Source organism: Anabaena sp. EIM26, from assembly GCF_057568715.1.
Map to the genome: position 1 here is coordinate 759991 of NZ_CM172472.1, position 15373 is coordinate 775363.

Genomic DNA, 15373 nt, shown 5'->3' on the forward strand with positions numbered 1-15373 from the left:
TAATTAAAAATTGTATTGCGAGATTGTGGAAAATTCGTGGATATACATTGAATCAGCTACAGGAAGAGAGCAAACTACTTACTTCTTCGACAAATCTTTCACCCAAACATTTCCTAAATATTTATTTTTTGGATTACTCCACAACACTTCCATTACTCCAACCAAGAGCTAATAATAACTTTTCAGCTAATTGAGCCGGCTTAAAGGGTTTAGCAATCAGCGCTCGAACACCCAAATTCGCAAAGAGACGTTGATCCGATGCCTGTACTTTGGCAGTTAGCAAAATAACAGGAATATTCTGCGTTAATGGGTTTGACTGGAGTTTCTGAAATGTCTCGACTCCATCGAGATCTGGTAACATCACATCCAGCAAAATAGCATCAGGTTGTTCAGTCTCCGCTTTTTGTATTCCTTCATGGCTGGTTCTAGCTAAGATAACTTTCAATCCTGCCATAATTTCTAGGCTGATTTTCGCAACCTCCCGGATATCATCTTCATCATCAATCACCAAAACTGTTTTTCTTTTCATCTCAACCTCCTAGAAAACCAATACTTACCCGTAGGGAAGTATACATCTGCTAGATTATGACTTAGGGAAGATAATATCCAATAAAAATAGATAATCTTCACTTTTCCAGTATTCCCAAATCTTGAGCATCAATTTAGGCAGCAAATATAACATGATCAGTATACTCCAGCTTGTAGGCCTTCAACCAGAAATCAATCAATGTATTAACCAATAATTAACCAAGACATTCAGTAATATTACTTAACTTTAAATTTGGATATAGTTATAAAATTCAACTTAAAGAGATAAATCGTGAAGATACACAGGAGTTAAAGATTAATTTATGAGGATTCTACTGGTAGATGATGATGAAACTATAGTAAAAGTTTTGACTGATGTGCTACAAAAACAGAATTATGTTGTAGATGTAGCCAGCGATGGTGAGACTGGTTGGGAGTTCATAGAAAGCTTTCAGTATGATCTAGTGTTGTTGGATGTGATGCTCCCTAAACTTGATGGCATCAGCTTTTGTCGTCGTTTGAGAGAGATGAAAAATCCAGTTTTAGTCATGCTACTGACGGCTTGTGATACCACAAATGATAAGCTTATGGGACTAGATAGCGGAGCAGATGATTATGTTGTCAAGCCATTTAATGTTGAGGAACTTGCTGCCCGTATTCGTGCCTTAATTCGTAGAGGAAGTACATCTAGTTCTGTGGTACTCATGTGTGGTGAATTACGTCTTGATCCCAATCTGCATGAAGTAACTTATGGGTCACAGTTACTGAAGTTTAGCCGCAAAGAGTATCTTTTAGTAGAGTTGTTTTTTCGCAATCAAAAACGGGTTTACAGTTGCGGAGATATTGTTAATCACTTGTGGGCATTTGATGACGAACTACCCAATGAATCTACAGTTAGATCCCATATTAAAAATATTCGCCGTGAATTAAAAGCAGTTGGTGCAGGTGATTTCCTAGAAACAGTATATGGGCAGGGATACCGGATTAATGCTGCTTTCCTTTCCGCAAAAAATGATCAATTAGTTGTCAATTTAGCTAAACGAGAAACTTTAGATAACTCTATTGTAGAAATATGGAAGCAGACAAAAAACTTAACCTTTGAACGTCTGATTGCTTTAGAACAATTTATATCCGCTCTAGTAGTTGGTTTATTTGATAACAACTCACACCAAAAAGCAATTCAAAATGCCCATAAGCTTGTAGGATCTCTGGGTATGTTCGGCTTTGATAAGGGAAGTAATTTGGCTCGACAAATAGAAACTTCCTTGGAGTCAGATTTTAAATCCACATCACACTTTAGTGTAGTTTACCAACAAAAAATTGCTCAGAAATTAGAACCGTTAGTAATTGCTTTACGTCAGGAAATAGAAGGTTCTGCTAAAGAGCTAATTAATGTAAGTAGTATTGACAAGGAACCTGAGTTATTTAAACCAATTAATGCCACAATTTTAGCTGTTGATGATGACCCACAAATTCTGATGACCTTAAGAATATTATTAGAACCTTTAGGAGTGCAGCTAACTTGTCTAGGAAATCCAGAAAATTTCTGGGAAACTTTAAAATCAACTTATCCAGACTTTCTGATCCTTGATATTAATATGCCTAGTGGAACTGAAGGGTTAGATTTGTGTCGGGATGTACGTCAAAATCATGACTGGAATTGGCTACCAATCTTATTTCTGACTAGCTGTTCTGATGCGGAAACTTTGCAGAACGCCTTCACCAATGGAGCAGATGATTACCTAACCAAGCCAATAGTCCCAAAGGAACTATTTACCAGAATTGTCAATCGTCTCCAGCGCATCCAAACACTCAGAAACAAGACATGATATTATCATGCTCATTTGTTACATTTAAGTAGTCGTGCAAAATAAATTTTATATTTGGGAGAGGGAACAGGAAACAGGGAACAGTTAACAGATAAGGAATACAGAGATTTTTGTTTGTTCCAAAAATGTTAAATTAATTTTGCCCAGGTACTTAAAGTATTTGTTTCGGCTAGTAATTGAGAAAGAGAAACTATCAAATAGACTAGATTAATTATAAATTAATTATCTAAATTTGGTAGGAAATACTAATTTACATAATTTTTTAACCAAATAAAATAAGATTTATCTAGTTTTCAACCCGCTTTAATTATGAATAATTTTCAGCCCTATCCCTGTAAAGCTAACATTCTGATTGTTGATGACACGCCCAATAACCTACATTTGCTGTCCAGTATGCTGGAAGAACAGGGATATGAGGTACGTTGTGCTAATAGTGGTGCGATCGCACTCAAGGCAGTGGAAATCGAGCATCCAGATATCATATTGCTAGATATCAATATGCCTAATATGAATGGCTACGAAGTCTGTGAGCGTTTAAAATTAGATAAACAGACTCAATCTATCCCAGTAATTTTTCTCAGCGCTCTCAGCGAAACAATAGATAAGGTGAGAGCTTTTAAAACGGGAGGGATAGATTACATTACCAAACCCTTTCAGTTAGAAGAAGTTCTGGCTCGAATTGAGACTCAATTAAGCCTAAGACAAATGCAACAAGAACTACAAAAAGCAAAAGATCAAGCCCTTAAAGCTCTAAAAAAAGAGCAAGAACTCAATCGGTTGAAATCAGAATTTGTCTCCATGATTTCCCATGATTTTCGTAATCCACTCACTAGTATTCAAGGTTTTGCAGGGTTGCTTGAATGTGGTGATGAAGTTCCTACTCCGGAAATACTCAGCCGTTACGTTGATAAGATTAACAATGCTGTTGACCAACTGCTTTCCTTGTTAGATGAGATACTCCTAATTGGGAAAATAGAAGTAGGTAAAATGCAGTATGAACCTGTATTAGTTGATTTAGAAAATTTTTGTAAAGAACTCATTGATACCCTGCAATATAGTTTGGGTAATCAACATCAAATCTGTTTTAATTACACAGGCAACCCTACAAAAGCAGAGATGGATTTAATACTACTGCAACGTATCCTCAGCAACTTACTTTCCAACGCCATCAAATATTCCCCTTCTAGATCAGAAATCTATTTAGATTTAGAATGTCAAAATCATGTTGTTATCTTCAAAGTACGTGATCAAGGAATGGGAATTCCCTTGGAAAATCAATCACACTTGTTTGAAGCATTTTACCGCTGTAGTAATGTCGGTAACATCAAGGGAACAGGTTTGGGATTAGCAATTGTCAAAAAATGTGTTGAAGTTCATCAAGGAAATATTTCATTGGAGAGTCAAGAGAACTTAGGCACAACATTTACTGTATCCTTACCTCGTTATGCTCAGAGTGAGTTTTAACATCACTATAGAAATCCAAATTGATAACAATTCTGTATTATCTAGATAGGCATAAAGATTCGTCATTTACAGAAGGGAGGAAGCAGGAATTGGATAGATGCACATTTTTTGGTGCAGCGCCTAAATATTTATCTACTATGCTCCAAATTTTATCAATTGATATAGGTTTATTAATAAAATCTGTAGCACCAAATACCTTAGCTCTAGCTCTATCAAAAGCACCATTACTGCCTGTTAAAATAGCTAGTGGTGTGTTGGCAAAAGTGGTAGTACGTCGCAAACTCGTGCAAAGTTCGTAACCATTCATACCTGGCATCATCAAATCCAAAAAAATTAAGTCTGGTTTATTTTGAATCAGAATTGGTAGAGCTTGTAGAGGATCTTGAATCTTTAGAAACCTCATTCCATTCGAGGTAATAATGCGCTCTAGAATTTGACAAACTTGAGGGCTATCATCTACACAAGCAATAAGAGGTATATTCCCACTATTAATGTGTGTAATCATATGGCTATTTTTAACTCTTGCAACTGCTAATGGTAAATCAGGAACTTCTACAAGTTTTGTGATTCCTTGCTGAATATAGGGTAATAATGAACGGGAAACTGATAATACACTCTGTTTCATTTTGACTGCCAAATCCCACAGAGTATGTTTGCCGTTGATTAAATTCTCAAAGTTTTTGTAGACATTTGGGCTAACTTGCTGCCGGAGTTTTTCTGGTTTTAGTAGAACTGGTGCCAAATCAGGAGACAAGCTTGCTAAACCAGCTTTTAACCAATTATTCCAGCAGTTTTGCATTTGCTGAAGAAACATATTTGCATTAGTGGAAGAAGTTTTTATTTCTAGTATTACTTCTTGATTACGTTCACAATTAAAAGAGTTGAAATTTGCTTGTTGAACTAAATCAAACAAAAGTTCTGATATAGTACTTTCGGCAATAGCATTAATTTGATTTAGTTGGATTTTCTGGTCTTGATGTAAGTTGTCTAAAAGTTGATAATCCCAGTAATCTAGTGAGGTATCTTCAGAATTTAAAAATAATTTATTAGTATCAATCTGAGGACAGAATTGAGTTATATTTCTACGTAATCGGCGAGAAGGATGAATTCCACCTGTTGCCCAAACTAGCTGTCCCAGACTGTAATAGAAAATCCAACTTTTTCCTTGTAAGGTTTGAATTTTTAACTGTCCGTTGTATTGCAGTTGTGTACAAATTTGAAATTCTTGAAAGAGTAGTTTAGTTTCCATAGATTTTAGGTTATTCATAGCTCTATTTAGAAGTTATTTTTACATAATTTTTGGATGAACTCAGGACAAGGAGCAGCACTGATAGTTTTGCCACAGGCATAGTCCTATCACCCTGATGCTTCTAAATTTAGACAATTATTGTGCAAAACTTGTGGAGAAAATTTATGTAATTCTGCCAGAAATAAATATTTTTACGTACAAATATATACAAATGTATAGCAGTATAAAATTTAGTTGAGTGATTTGCTGCTGGTAGTGGATAAAATGTCGGGATTGCAATGCTTATGAGTATCGTTTTATCAAGCAGCAAGGCATCTGTCAACAGATATCTCAACTAAATGTTCCCAATAGCGGCAGAACTTTCTGCTGTAACAACTCAATTAAAGCAAGTTCCATATATTCATACTCATCGGGAATGTCCAAACAAATCACCCGTTTACCCTTGAGAAAAGGCTGGAAATTCTTACACAGCTTGCTTTTGTGGGATTTTTCCATCACAAAAATAATATCAGCCCAGGTAATAGATTCTGTGGAAACTGGGTTTTCGGCGGTTCTGTCTAAACCTGCTGACTCTACCTCTAGTCCTGGATATTCTGAAAACACAGCTTCAGCGGTAGGACTACGTAATTTATTTTGGCTACAGAGGAATAATAGCTTTTTCATTTATCTCAATTAGCTACCACTCAGTAGTATCAATCTGCTCACAATCTTGTTCAATTGCTTTACTCATTAGCTGTAAGTCTTCTTTGGGTATTGAACCGGCAAAATGTAATAATTCTTTACCGATAACACCTTTGATTTTAGATAATTTACCTGCTTTAATCATCACAATTAAATGTTCAATACGTTCATACTCATCGAGTTCTTTTAACTCTCTGGGGTTAATATCACCTGCTTTTCTACGTGTTAGTAAGGTACGCAGTCTTTCTTGCATTTCCACTGTGGGTTTAAATTCAGTAATTTCTTGAGGAGTAGGATTACTAGCAAGAAAATTAAGGATATATTGGTAAACTTGTGATGGTATTGCTGGTTGTTGAATACTCCAAGCAAGTAATTCTGGTAGGCGTTCATTGCCTATTTGTGCTATTTGTTGAGATAATTCTTCTGATACTTCTAGGGTAATTTTTGGCATGGTTGATTTTTTCCAAGTGTGTTATTTTGTATATTTTAATTGTGATATTTATTTTAATAATGCACATAATATTTACAATTATTAAAAACCTTCTTGAATAGTCTTGACATCTTCCAGTAAATCAACTTTAGTATAATGTCGTTGAATTTTTCTGTTTCCTAAAAGCTGCTGCAATTCCCAAACAGATAAATTAGCTAAACGTCGCGCTTGTCCAAAATGAAAGATATTTTGCTCATACAATTGTAAAGCTAATTCCTTACGAATTGCTTGCTCACCTTCGTTAATCAAATCAGATGATAATTGTAAATTAATGGAAGTCATAAAATTTTCATAGTTGTTTCTCGTTAATCTAATTCTAAAAAAAGTTCTTCAGCATTCCACACTAAATCGTCATCTGATAAAGGTGGAAAGTCTAAATTTGTAACCAGTTTCAAAATCTCTACAGCTATTTCTAGTTTTTCTGCTTCTGGTAATCTATCAAATGTACTTAATAATTCTTTCACTAAAGTAGTCATATATTTATTCCTTGAATTTTGAATTTTCAGAAGCACAAATTAAACGACAGTTATCCGTGCATCATCTCTCGATTTAGGTTTGACTGTAATTTCAATATCAATTCCCAATGTATTGAGAAATCTAAACATTCTTTCTATAGAAAAACCTGTAAGTCTTCCTCTCATTAAAGCAGAAACTTTTGGCTGATCAATTCCTAATAATTCAGCCGCTTCTGCTTGGGTAATATGACGTGCGGTGATAGCATTACTGATTTTGCGTGCTAGTTCAGCTTTTACTCGCATTTCATCTGGGTTGGGTAAACCTAAATCAGCAAATACGTTACCGCTACTGGTTTTTATTTCAATCTTTTCTGTCATTATATCATCCCTCTTCTTCTAACAGCTTCAGTAGCTAAATCTTCTTTTATCATAAATTTATGATTTGCTAGTATCTTTTGTATTTTTCTAAGTTCATGAAGCCGCAAATGATTTTCTAATTGTGCTTCTATCAGAACTTCTTTTAACTGTATAACACTTCCTAGAGGCATTGAAATATATCTCTTTATATACTTAATTGCCTTGGTATCGTCAGTCATAGCCTTACCAGCAATACGTTTTGCAACTACAAAACAAGATAATTCGGCATCGCTTGCACGTTTTGATTGAGGGACTTTTGACATCTCCACAAGATCCTCAATTTCCAGAGGAAATTGTACAATATTTCCAGAATGAAGCAACTGATTGTAATAATTAAAGCTATCAAAATAGCCTCGTTCAAATTCTATTTGTACATATATTGTAGTTATTGCAGAATAACCCAGTGTTTTAAGAATATAGAAACGATCAATATACATGAAATGAATAATTGCACAAGTATCAATAATTACTATACTACTCACTATCAATTTACCTCCAAAAATGTCAGTAGCTCATTTAGTAATTGATATCCATCTTCAAGGGGAATAAGAAGCATATCTAGAAGCTTATGGTAGGTAATTTCACCTCCTCTATATGCTTCCGTGCTACTCTCAATAAAGTGCCATGACAAACCTCTACGAATAATTTGTGTCAGCTTATCTCGCATACCTGAAGACAAAGATGGTGGAATTTCAGGATCAAATTTATAATTGTATAGCAATCCGGAATCATTCATGAGAAAATACGGAGAGAGCTTAAAAGTAACGTTTGAAACCAAGGTGCAGGTGTGGTGATGTGGATACAATTATTAGAAGATTTTATCAAAAATAATAAAGAGCCACGTGAAATCAAGCGAGCTACAGCAGTAAAAATGCTGTTATGTGGATACAAGCATGAAGAGATAATGCCAATATTAGGTGTCTCATCTGGCTTCATTAGTACCTATAAAAAAGCATTTTTTAAACTGGGGCTGGAAGGGTTAAAACTAGGGCATAAAGGAAGTAAAGGTTTTCTAGATGAGCTTCAACGTGCCGAGGTAATGGAATGGTTGCAAACCAAAGACAGATGGACTTTAAATGAATTAGAGTACTATATTGCCTCAGAATATGGAGTAACATTCTCCTCAAAACAAAGTTACTACGATTTATTTGATGCTGCCAGTATTAGTTGGAAGAAAACTCAAGCAAATAATCCAAAATATAACCAAGAATTAGTAGATTCAAAAAAAAAAGAGATTTGTGAGTTGTTGGAGACGCGACGGCCTCAAATAGAGACAGGAGACCTAGTTGTGTTCATGGTAGATGAATGTCATTTACTTTGGGGGGATATAATAGGGTATGTTTGGGGGAAAACTAGTGAACGAGTAACAATACCAGTAGTAAATGCTCGTGATAAACAAACATATTTCGGTGCATTGGATTATAAAACCAAAGAATTTCTCACGTATAAAGCTGAAAAAGGTGACTCTAAAAACACAATTAATTTTTTAGAATATCTTCAAAAACAGCGACCTGGAGCCAAACTTTTAATAATTTGGGATGGTGCAAGTTATCATCGTTCACAAGAAATTCAAGATTATCTAGATTCATTAAATCGTGAACTTGAAAAAGAACAATGGTGGATTACCTGCTTGAGATTTGCCCCGAATGCACCACAACAGAATCCTGTAGAAGATATTTGGCTACAAGCAAAACGATTAATTAGAGAGTTTTATTTTTTCTGTCATTCTTTTACTGTAGTCAAGGCGTTATTTGAGTTATCCATTCATTGTCAAATTTTTGACTTTCCAAAACTTTATGAGTATGGTGTTTTCTCATGAATGATTTAGGATTGCTATAGTTAATAATTAAGCGACGATCTTGCATTAATTGCTGTTGTATATCTTGAGAAATCCACTGAATTTCAAATAAACGTATAATGACTACTTTTGAATTAATTCGGAAACGTTCTGCAATTTGTCTAGCTAAACTTATCCAATCTTCGTAAGTACTCACAGGATAATAATCTAATTTGATTATCTGTTCTGGAATCAAGAAATTACCAGCAAAACTATTAGCTCTAAACTCAATTTTCTCTTCCAAAGACCAATCGTTACCTTTCTTATCATGATTAGATTTATTCTGCGAAGACCAATATGTAACATCCTGCTCCTGAGATGAATCAAATAGAGCATGACAATATTCATGAGCAGCAGAAAAATTCTGTCTATATAAATCATCAAGATAGTTTATTAAAATACAATGACCAGCTATTGGGTGATTGATATACAGTCCAGAAATATTATTGTCTTCTAGCTGACGCTTGAAAATATGAATACCTTGATTTCGTATTAAATCAAAAATATTGTCGATTGGGTTATGTCCTAAGCTTAAACGTTCTCTCTCAAAATAAGCTGCCTCTTTACCTTGACGCTTAAAGTTGCCATGACTAAATCTAAATTGTCTATAGTCAGGAATAATTTCTTTCCGACGGTTCAAGAGTTCTTGTTCTAAAAAATGTTCATATTCACATAGACGCACAAATTCTTGAATTGCAATACGATCGCTTTGAGAAAGTGCAGCATTGCGGCGAAACATTTCTTGGATTTGAGATTCTGCTGATGGATAGTCACCTGTAACAAAGTATCTAAAATCACGACGGTAGAAACCTGCTAACAAAACCAATTTATCACCAGTAATTTTACTATTCCCTAATTCAATATCTAAATAATCTTGTAAACCTATCTGAAGACGTGATGCTGCCTCGTGAGTAGTAATTAAGAGACTTTCACGGGCATTTTGAAGTTTTCGACCCAATAGTACATAATCAAATGTCATATTAAGGATTGAGTGGGAATTTACTTTATACTATTATATTGCAATTAAGCAAATGATCAAGTATATATATTACATATATACATAAGCAAGCTACGTAATTTTTTGGATTAACCTAACATGGATTTACCACATGAAACAAAGACGCAGACAACACTATCAGTTTCTCTATGCTTTTATGTAAAAAAATATTTCGATTATTTGAATGTTTACACCATTACTTTCGGCTTTCAACTTGATTATTTACATTCTTGTAATTACAATGTAAATACTATACTATCCCCAATTACATAAAATGGGTACAGCAATTAAAACCCGAATAGTCAAAATCGGCAATTCCCAAGGACTTCGTATACCCAAAACCCTATTAGAACAAAGCGGTATTAACTCAGAAGTAGAAATTGAAGTTCAAGGTAATTATCTAATTATTCGCCCAGTTGAACAAGTAAGAATGGGTTGGGAAAAAGCATTTATAGAAATGGCAGAAAAACAAGATGATGTTCTATTAGATGATATCAATACAACAGAATGGAATGAAGCTGAATGGCAATGGTAGTCAACAGATTTGATGTTTTCCTAGTTAATCTTGATCCTACCATTGGCAGTGAAATTAAAAAAATATGCCCCTGTTTAATCATTTCACCCAACGAAATAAACCATCATATTGCCACCGTTATTGTTGCATCAATGACAACCAAAGGGCAAACATACCCTACAAGGGTAACTTTTCAATTCCAAGGAAAAGAAGGACAAATTGTACTTGACCAAATTCACACAGTAGATAAAACTCGACTAGTCAAACTTCTTGGTCAAATTAGTGCAGAAGAACAAAAAGTAGTGTTAGATATCTTAGCGGAAATGTTCGCTGAATAATTGATTGCATAAAACAAAAACTTAGCAAACACTGTCAGATTAATTTAATCAGATTCATAAATTATTAAAAAATCACTTGGTGAAATAATATAAATATTTTGATAAGGATTAAGTACCAGTAAATCCTCATCTCCTGTAATAATCAAATCAGCATTTCCAGAAATAGCCAGTGAGAGAAATTTATCATCTTTTGGATCTCGACAAACTTGTATAGATGTCACAATATCAACCATCTCAGAAATATTTTTTAAAGACAAAATAAACTTTTGACGATTTTCATAACTAACATAAGAATCAAACTTTTTTCTCGAAAAAACCTTTTCAATTTCTGCCAATGTTTCCGAAGATACGAGAATACAATGACTATCAATAGCCTTACGAACAGCTTGAGCAGCAGTAGAATTTGGAGTTAATAGCCGACTCACAAAACAATTAGTATCAATAACAATTCTTAACTCATTCATCACTGTCAAGAATCTCATTCAGCTTTTCTTCCGTCATTCCTTTAGCTTCAGCCTCTTTGCCAACTTGATCACAAAATTCTTGAAACTCTCTTTTCAACAATCCTGTAAGTTTTTGATACTCAACAATAGAAAGCACAACCACCAAATCTTCATTTTGACCCTGAATAGTAACAGGTTCTTTCTGAGCTTGATCTAAAAATTCTGTAAAATTCTGTTTTACTTCATTAGCAGAAAGATAAATCATAAAATACCCCCTTTCTCCTAATCCTAACTCAAATCTCTTTCTTCCTTTGCTCCTTAGCGCCTTTGCGCGAAACAAAAAAGACGCAGAAAACGCCTCTCTTGCGCCTCTGCGTCTCTGCGTGAAAAAAAATCTTAAACCATCTCAGAAGTCTGCACAGTAGGCTGAGGCTGAGGCTGGAACATAAACAGCGAATAAACCACATCACGGCGGATATTCACCATCATATCCAAGAACAACTCATAACCCTCACTCTTATACTCAATCAGCGGGTCTTTTTGACCATAACCACGCAAACCAACCGACTCACGCAAAGCATCCATTTGTTGCAGATGTTCCCGCCACAAAGTATCTATGCGTTGGAGAATAAAGAACCGTTCTGCTTGACGCATCAAACCCGGTTGAATTTGGTCAATTTGCGCTTCCTTCATATCGTAAGCAATCCGGGCTTGTTCATGAAGGAAAGCTTTAATTTCGCCCATTCCCATATCTTCTAATTGGTTAGGCTGCATATCAGCCAACAGGTAAACAAACTCCTTTACCTTCTCCACCAATTTTTCTAACTCCCATTCTTCAGAAGGTAAATCAGGGTTGATGTAATAATCAACGATGTCGTCCATCGTTTTTTCAGCGTATTTAATTACCTGTTCCTTCAAATCTTGACCTTCTAGCACCCGGCGACGTTCCGCGTAAATAGCACGACGTTGGTTATTCATCACCTCGTCATACTCAAATACCTGTTTACGGATGTCGTAGTAATAGGTTTCGACTTTTTTCTGTGCGCCTTCCAAACTGCGGGTTAACATACCTGATTCAATAGGCATATCTTCCTCTACTTGGAAAGCATTCATTAAGCCGGCAACGCGATCGCCCCCAAAGATCCTTAATAGGTTATCCTCTAAACTGAGGAAGAATCTTGTCGTCCCTGGATCACCTTGTCTACCAGCCCTTCCGCGCAACTGGTTATCAATCCGGCGTGACTCATGGCGTTCTGTGCCAATAACGTGCAGTCCGCCTCTACTCACCACATCATCATGTTCAGTGCTGGTGAACTCTTCATACTCATGCTTAATCCGTTGGTAAGCTTCCCGCAATTTCTGAATTACAGGATCATCTATTGGTGCTTTTTCCGCAGCTACAGCTACCTTATCTTCCGCTTCCAATTCTGGTAAACTGCGCTCACCATATTCCTTCACTGCCACTTCTACAGCTGCTTTTAAAAGCTGTTCTGTCTCCTTAGATAACTGGGTGGGGAAAATTTCTGGGGAAGCCCGCCAAGTTTTCACCTTTTTACCAGGCGCAAAACCTTGTCCACTACCATGACCCATAGGTAGTCCAGAAGCCCTTTGCATACCAAAACTATCTTCATCTTCTGGGCTGACAATACGAGGCATAAAGTATTCCCGTAGCTTCAACCGCGCCATATATTCGGAGTTACCACCGAGGATGATATCTGTACCTCTTCCTGCCATGTTCGTGGCGATAGTTACAGCACCTCTACGTCCGGCTTGGGCGACGATTTCCGCTTCCCGTTCCACGTTTTCTGGTCTAGCGTTGAGTAACTCGTGGGGAATTTCCATTTCCTTGAGGAGTCGGCTGAGAAGTTCAGATTTTTCAACGCTGGTTGTACCCACTAACACAGGTCTACCATTTTCGTGCATTTGGGCGCATTCTTGAGCGATCGCTCTCCACTTACCCAATTCCGTCTTAAACACCATATCAGACAGGTCTTCCCGTCTTCTAATGCGGTTAGTAGGAATAATCGCAACTTCCAGTTTGTATATCTTCTCAAACTCAACTTCTTCTGTTTTTGCAGTTCCCGTCATTCCCCCCAACTTGGGATACAGCAAAAACAAATTTTGATAGGTAATAGTTGCCAAAGTTTGGGTTTCTGGCTGAATTTCGACGTGTTCCTTCGCTTCAATTGCTTGGTGCAATCCATCACTCCAACGTCGTCCCGGCAGCACCCGACCTGTAAATTCATCGACAATCACAACTTCATCATTGCGGACGATATAATTTACATCCTTAAGAAACAATTCCTTCGCCTTAATCGCATTAAACATAAAATGCGCCCAAGGATCTTCCGGGTCAAATAAATCTGTCACACCCAAAAGATTTTCAGCTTCCGCAAAACCTTCATCACTTAAAAGAACGTTACGCGCCTTTTCATCTACCTCGTAATGTTCATCTTTTTTCAGCGTAAAAGCAATTTCTGCCGCTTGCAGATATTTTTCTGTCGGTCTTTCCACCTGTCCAGAAATAATCAGCGGTGTCCGCGCCTCATCCACTAAAATCGAGTCTACCTCGTCAATAACACAATAATTAAACGGCGGTTGTACCACATCAGCCATAGATGTCGCCATATTATCCCGCAGGTAATCAAAACCTACTTCGCTATTAGTGACATAGGTAATATCGCACTGATAGTTTTTTTGGCGTTCACTGGGAGTCATAGTGGACTGAATTAGCCCTACACTTAATCCCAAGAACCGATGTACCTGCCCCATCCATTCCGCGTCCCGACGTGCCAGGTAATCGTTAACGGTAATGACGTGGACACCTTTACCAGTTAAGGCATTTAAATAACTCGGTAAGGTAGCCACCAAAGTTTTACCTTCACCGGTTTTCATTTCGGCGATTTGCCCGCTATGCAGAATCACACCACCTAATAATTGCACATCAAAGTGGCGCAACCCTAATACTCTTCGTCCCGCTTCTCGAACAACAGCAAAAGCTTCAGGCAATATATCATCAAGTGTTTCGCCTTTGGCAAGCCGTTGTTTAAACTCAACAGTTTTGCCTTTTAACGCTTCATCAGATAGCGGCTGAATTTCTTCCTCTAAGAGGTTAATTTCTGTAATGTAAGGTTGGTATTTTTTAAGCTTACGAGCGTTGGGATCGCCCAACAATAGTTTTAGCATGGCAGTTTATGGAACTAAATCAAGGGGGATGGGAATTAAAGGTTTAGCAAATAGCTATATGATTATAGACAGTTAACTCAATCCAGCCATTTTGCTTTTGCATGGCATGGAAAAGAGAATTTACTCAAAAACCTAATAAAAACAGGTCAATCACGTTGATATAGTGATTGGTTTCAACCTATATTTTATATTTAAAGCCTCTTCATAGTATCATTTTGCCCCCAGATGGTGCAGGGAAGGAAGATGAGGGAAATATTCTCTTAACTACTATCACCTGTCACCTTCTTCTTACTCCCACTCGGTCGTCAGGCTACGGAAATTATACTTACTAGCACCGGGATGACAACTTACACAACTACTAACTTGTAAAGGATTTGGTAATTTGACATCAGGGTGCAAAGCTTGAAAATAACGTGATCTATTGAAGCGATAAGGTGTTGCTTCCTCTTGGAGTTGCACACGGGAAAAAGTTGATAGGTATTTCCACACCAAAATCCGCTGCGGATCTACTAAGGGCTGAATCTGTACCCCATAGTGCTGGGAGTCTTCAATCAGATTTTTCCAAGTTTGGGTAGGAAAAACTGCTGGTGGGATGCCAATGTGACAACTGGCGCAGTTTTCTAAATATAACTCTTGCCCTAGTTGGTATTGTGCAGGTACTACATCAACAGTGCCAATAGAGGAAGCTGGGTTAGCAGCTTGGGTGCTGGTAGCTAAACCTAGTATAAATCCTATGGCTATACTCCAAGCGAAAATTACCAGCATGACAATCAGCAGTTGGCGTTTGAGTCGTTGATGGGATGGTTTATGCTTAATCGTATTTAACATCAATTTAGTTACTTTAGCGTAAATATTGTATTTTCTTGTATCTATTAAACTAAAAACCTCATCATTGAGCAATCTGTGATTACCTGATGTTTAGACGGTTTTTATAAAAATTTGTTG

At 36.6% G+C, this 15373-nt stretch carries 19 protein-coding genes; 5 read left to right on the forward strand and 14 right to left on the reverse strand.

What is annotated here, in order from left to right; genetic code table 11:
* Positions 1-133: 133 nt before the first annotated feature.
* A complete protein-coding gene (locus AC012T_RS03175) occupies positions 134-529 on the reverse strand; it encodes a response regulator (RefSeq protein ID WP_487063016.1) in 396 nt (131 codons plus the stop codon).
* Positions 530-851: 322 nt separating this feature from the next.
* On the opposite strand from AC012T_RS03175, the gene AC012T_RS03180 reads away from it, so the two are divergent.
* Positions 852-2357: a response regulator gene (locus tag AC012T_RS03180; protein WP_487063018.1), complete on the forward strand. Its 1506-nt coding sequence runs from the start codon at positions 852-854 to the stop codon at positions 2355-2357.
* Between the two features lie 309 nt (positions 2358-2666).
* Positions 2667-3821: a hybrid sensor histidine kinase/response regulator gene (locus tag AC012T_RS03185; protein ID WP_487063020.1), complete on the forward strand. Its 1155-nt coding sequence runs from the start codon at positions 2667-2669 to the stop codon at positions 3819-3821.
* A 37-nt stretch (positions 3822-3858) separates the two neighbouring features.
* On the opposite strand, the gene AC012T_RS03190 is transcribed toward AC012T_RS03185, so the two are convergent.
* The 8 genes from AC012T_RS03190 to AC012T_RS03225 all read right to left on the reverse strand — a co-directional run bounded on the left by AC012T_RS03190 (position 3859) and on the right by AC012T_RS03225 (position 7849).
* A complete protein-coding gene (locus AC012T_RS03190) occupies positions 3859-5088 on the reverse strand; it encodes a response regulator (RefSeq protein WP_487063022.1) in 1230 nt (409 codons plus the stop codon).
* A 312-nt stretch (positions 5089-5400) separates the two neighbouring features.
* Positions 5401-5733, reverse strand: a complete 333-nt coding sequence (locus tag AC012T_RS03195; RefSeq protein ID WP_487063024.1) for a low molecular weight protein tyrosine phosphatase family protein — start codon at positions 5731-5733, stop codon at positions 5401-5403.
* 13 nt (positions 5734-5746) lie between these two features.
* The gene (locus tag AC012T_RS03200) at positions 5747-6202 is read right to left on the reverse strand and encodes a hypothetical protein (protein WP_487063026.1); all 456 of its coding nucleotides are present in this window, start codon (positions 6200-6202) and stop codon (positions 5747-5749) included.
* A gap of 81 nt (positions 6203-6283) precedes the next feature.
* Entirely contained in the window at positions 6284-6523 is a 240-nt protein-coding gene (locus AC012T_RS03205) for a UPF0175 family protein (RefSeq protein ID WP_487063028.1), read from the reverse strand.
* Positions 6524-6546: 23 nt separating this feature from the next.
* Positions 6547-6717, reverse strand: a complete 171-nt coding sequence (locus tag AC012T_RS03210; protein WP_487063030.1) for a hypothetical protein — start codon at positions 6715-6717, stop codon at positions 6547-6549.
* A 39-nt stretch (positions 6718-6756) separates the two neighbouring features.
* Entirely contained in the window at positions 6757-7074 is a 318-nt protein-coding gene (locus AC012T_RS03215) for a helix-turn-helix domain-containing protein (RefSeq protein WP_487063032.1), read from the reverse strand.
* Positions 7074-7595 carry a PIN domain-containing protein gene (locus tag AC012T_RS03220; RefSeq protein WP_487063034.1) on the reverse strand — a complete coding sequence of 174 codons (522 nt, stop codon included), beginning with the start codon at positions 7593-7595 and terminating at the stop codon, positions 7074-7076. Before AC012T_RS03220 ends, AC012T_RS03215 begins: the two co-directional genes overlap by 1 nt.
* Before the next feature lie 2 nt (positions 7596-7597).
* Complete coding sequence (locus tag AC012T_RS03225) at positions 7598-7849, reverse strand: hypothetical protein (protein ID WP_487063036.1); 252 nt, start codon at positions 7847-7849, stop codon at positions 7598-7600.
* A 57-nt stretch (positions 7850-7906) separates the two neighbouring features.
* Between AC012T_RS03225 and AC012T_RS03230 the strand changes: the two genes are divergently transcribed.
* Positions 7907-8932, forward strand: coding sequence for an IS630 family transposase (locus AC012T_RS03230; RefSeq protein WP_487059111.1), 1026 nt, complete (start codon positions 7907-7909; stop codon positions 8930-8932).
* Here the strand turns inward: AC012T_RS03230 and AC012T_RS03235 are convergent.
* Positions 8853-9929 carry a helix-turn-helix domain-containing protein gene (locus tag AC012T_RS03235; RefSeq protein ID WP_487063038.1) on the reverse strand — a complete coding sequence of 359 codons (1077 nt, stop codon included), beginning with the start codon at positions 9927-9929 and terminating at the stop codon, positions 8853-8855. The two genes, AC012T_RS03230 and AC012T_RS03235, sit on opposite strands and share 80 nt — an antisense overlap.
* 292 nt (positions 9930-10221) lie before the next feature.
* Here AC012T_RS03235 and AC012T_RS03240 point away from each other — a divergent pair, with 292 nt between their 5' ends.
* Both AC012T_RS03240 and AC012T_RS03245 read left to right on the forward strand, forming a co-directional pair.
* Positions 10222-10482 (forward strand): AbrB/MazE/SpoVT family DNA-binding domain-containing protein, encoded by a 261-nt coding sequence (locus AC012T_RS03240; protein ID WP_487063040.1) that lies wholly within the window; start codon positions 10222-10224, stop codon positions 10480-10482.
* Positions 10470-10799 (forward strand): type II toxin-antitoxin system PemK/MazF family toxin, encoded by a 330-nt coding sequence (locus AC012T_RS03245; protein ID WP_487063042.1) that lies wholly within the window; start codon positions 10470-10472, stop codon positions 10797-10799. Before AC012T_RS03240 ends, AC012T_RS03245 begins: the two co-directional genes overlap by 13 nt.
* Positions 10800-10843: 44 nt before the next feature.
* On the opposite strand, the gene AC012T_RS03250 is transcribed toward AC012T_RS03245, so the two are convergent.
* From AC012T_RS03250 to AC012T_RS03265, 4 genes are all read right to left on the reverse strand, one after another.
* Complete coding sequence (locus tag AC012T_RS03250; protein ID WP_487063044.1) at positions 10844-11281, reverse strand: putative toxin-antitoxin system toxin component, PIN family; 438 nt, start codon at positions 11279-11281, stop codon at positions 10844-10846.
* The gene (locus AC012T_RS03255; RefSeq protein WP_487063046.1) at positions 11256-11507 is read right to left on the reverse strand and encodes a type II toxin-antitoxin system Phd/YefM family antitoxin; all 252 of its coding nucleotides are present in this window, start codon (positions 11505-11507) and stop codon (positions 11256-11258) included. The genes AC012T_RS03250 and AC012T_RS03255 overlap by 26 nt, the downstream gene beginning before the upstream one ends.
* A 131-nt stretch (positions 11508-11638) precedes the next feature.
* Positions 11639-14428 carry a preprotein translocase subunit SecA gene (gene secA / locus AC012T_RS03260; RefSeq protein WP_487063048.1) on the reverse strand — a complete coding sequence of 930 codons (2790 nt, stop codon included), beginning with the start codon at positions 14426-14428 and terminating at the stop codon, positions 11639-11641.
* A gap of 288 nt (positions 14429-14716) precedes the next feature.
* Positions 14717-15256, reverse strand: coding sequence for a cytochrome C (locus AC012T_RS03265; protein WP_487063050.1), 540 nt, complete (start codon positions 15254-15256; stop codon positions 14717-14719).
* Positions 15257-15373 lie beyond the last annotated feature (117 nt).

Bases quoted from the DNA above. Each gene is read 5' to 3' on its own strand.
- AC012T_RS03175 (WP_487063016.1), bottom strand. From the start codon at position 529: ATGAAAAGAAAAACAGTTTTGGTGATTGATGATGAAGATGATATCCGG.
- AC012T_RS03180 (WP_487063018.1), top strand. From the start codon at position 852: ATGAGGATTCTACTGGTAGATGATGATGAAACTATAGTAAAAGTTTTG.
- AC012T_RS03185 (WP_487063020.1), top strand. From the start codon at position 2,667: ATGAATAATTTTCAGCCCTATCCCTGTAAAGCTAACATTCTGATTGTT.
- AC012T_RS03190 (WP_487063022.1), bottom strand. From the start codon at position 5,088: ATGAATAACCTAAAATCTATGGAAACTAAACTACTCTTTCAAGAATTT.
- AC012T_RS03195 (WP_487063024.1), bottom strand. From the start codon at position 5,733: ATGAAAAAGCTATTATTCCTCTGTAGCCAAAATAAATTACGTAGTCCT.
- AC012T_RS03200 (WP_487063026.1), bottom strand. From the start codon at position 6,202: ATGCCAAAAATTACCCTAGAAGTATCAGAAGAATTATCTCAACAAATA.
- AC012T_RS03205 (WP_487063028.1), bottom strand. From the start codon at position 6,523: ATGACTTCCATTAATTTACAATTATCATCTGATTTGATTAACGAAGGT.
- AC012T_RS03210 (WP_487063030.1), bottom strand. From the start codon at position 6,717: ATGACTACTTTAGTGAAAGAATTATTAAGTACATTTGATAGATTACCA.
- AC012T_RS03215 (WP_487063032.1), bottom strand. From the start codon at position 7,074: ATGACAGAAAAGATTGAAATAAAAACCAGTAGCGGTAACGTATTTGCT.
- AC012T_RS03225 (WP_487063036.1), bottom strand. From the start codon at position 7,849: ATGAATGATTCCGGATTGCTATACAATTATAAATTTGATCCTGAAATT.
- AC012T_RS03230 (WP_487059111.1), top strand. From the start codon at position 7,907: ATGTGGATACAATTATTAGAAGATTTTATCAAAAATAATAAAGAGCCA.
- AC012T_RS03235 (WP_487063038.1), bottom strand. From the start codon at position 9,929: ATGACATTTGATTATGTACTATTGGGTCGAAAACTTCAAAATGCCCGT.
- AC012T_RS03240 (WP_487063040.1), top strand. From the start codon at position 10,222: ATGGGTACAGCAATTAAAACCCGAATAGTCAAAATCGGCAATTCCCAA.
- AC012T_RS03245 (WP_487063042.1), top strand. From the start codon at position 10,470: ATGGCAATGGTAGTCAACAGATTTGATGTTTTCCTAGTTAATCTTGAT.
- AC012T_RS03250 (WP_487063044.1), bottom strand. From the start codon at position 11,281: ATGAGATTCTTGACAGTGATGAATGAGTTAAGAATTGTTATTGATACT.
- AC012T_RS03255 (WP_487063046.1), bottom strand. From the start codon at position 11,507: ATGATTTATCTTTCTGCTAATGAAGTAAAACAGAATTTTACAGAATTT.
- secA (WP_487063048.1), bottom strand. From the start codon at position 14,428: ATGCTAAAACTATTGTTGGGCGATCCCAACGCTCGTAAGCTTAAAAAA.
- AC012T_RS03265 (WP_487063050.1), bottom strand. From the start codon at position 15,256: ATGTTAAATACGATTAAGCATAAACCATCCCATCAACGACTCAAACGC.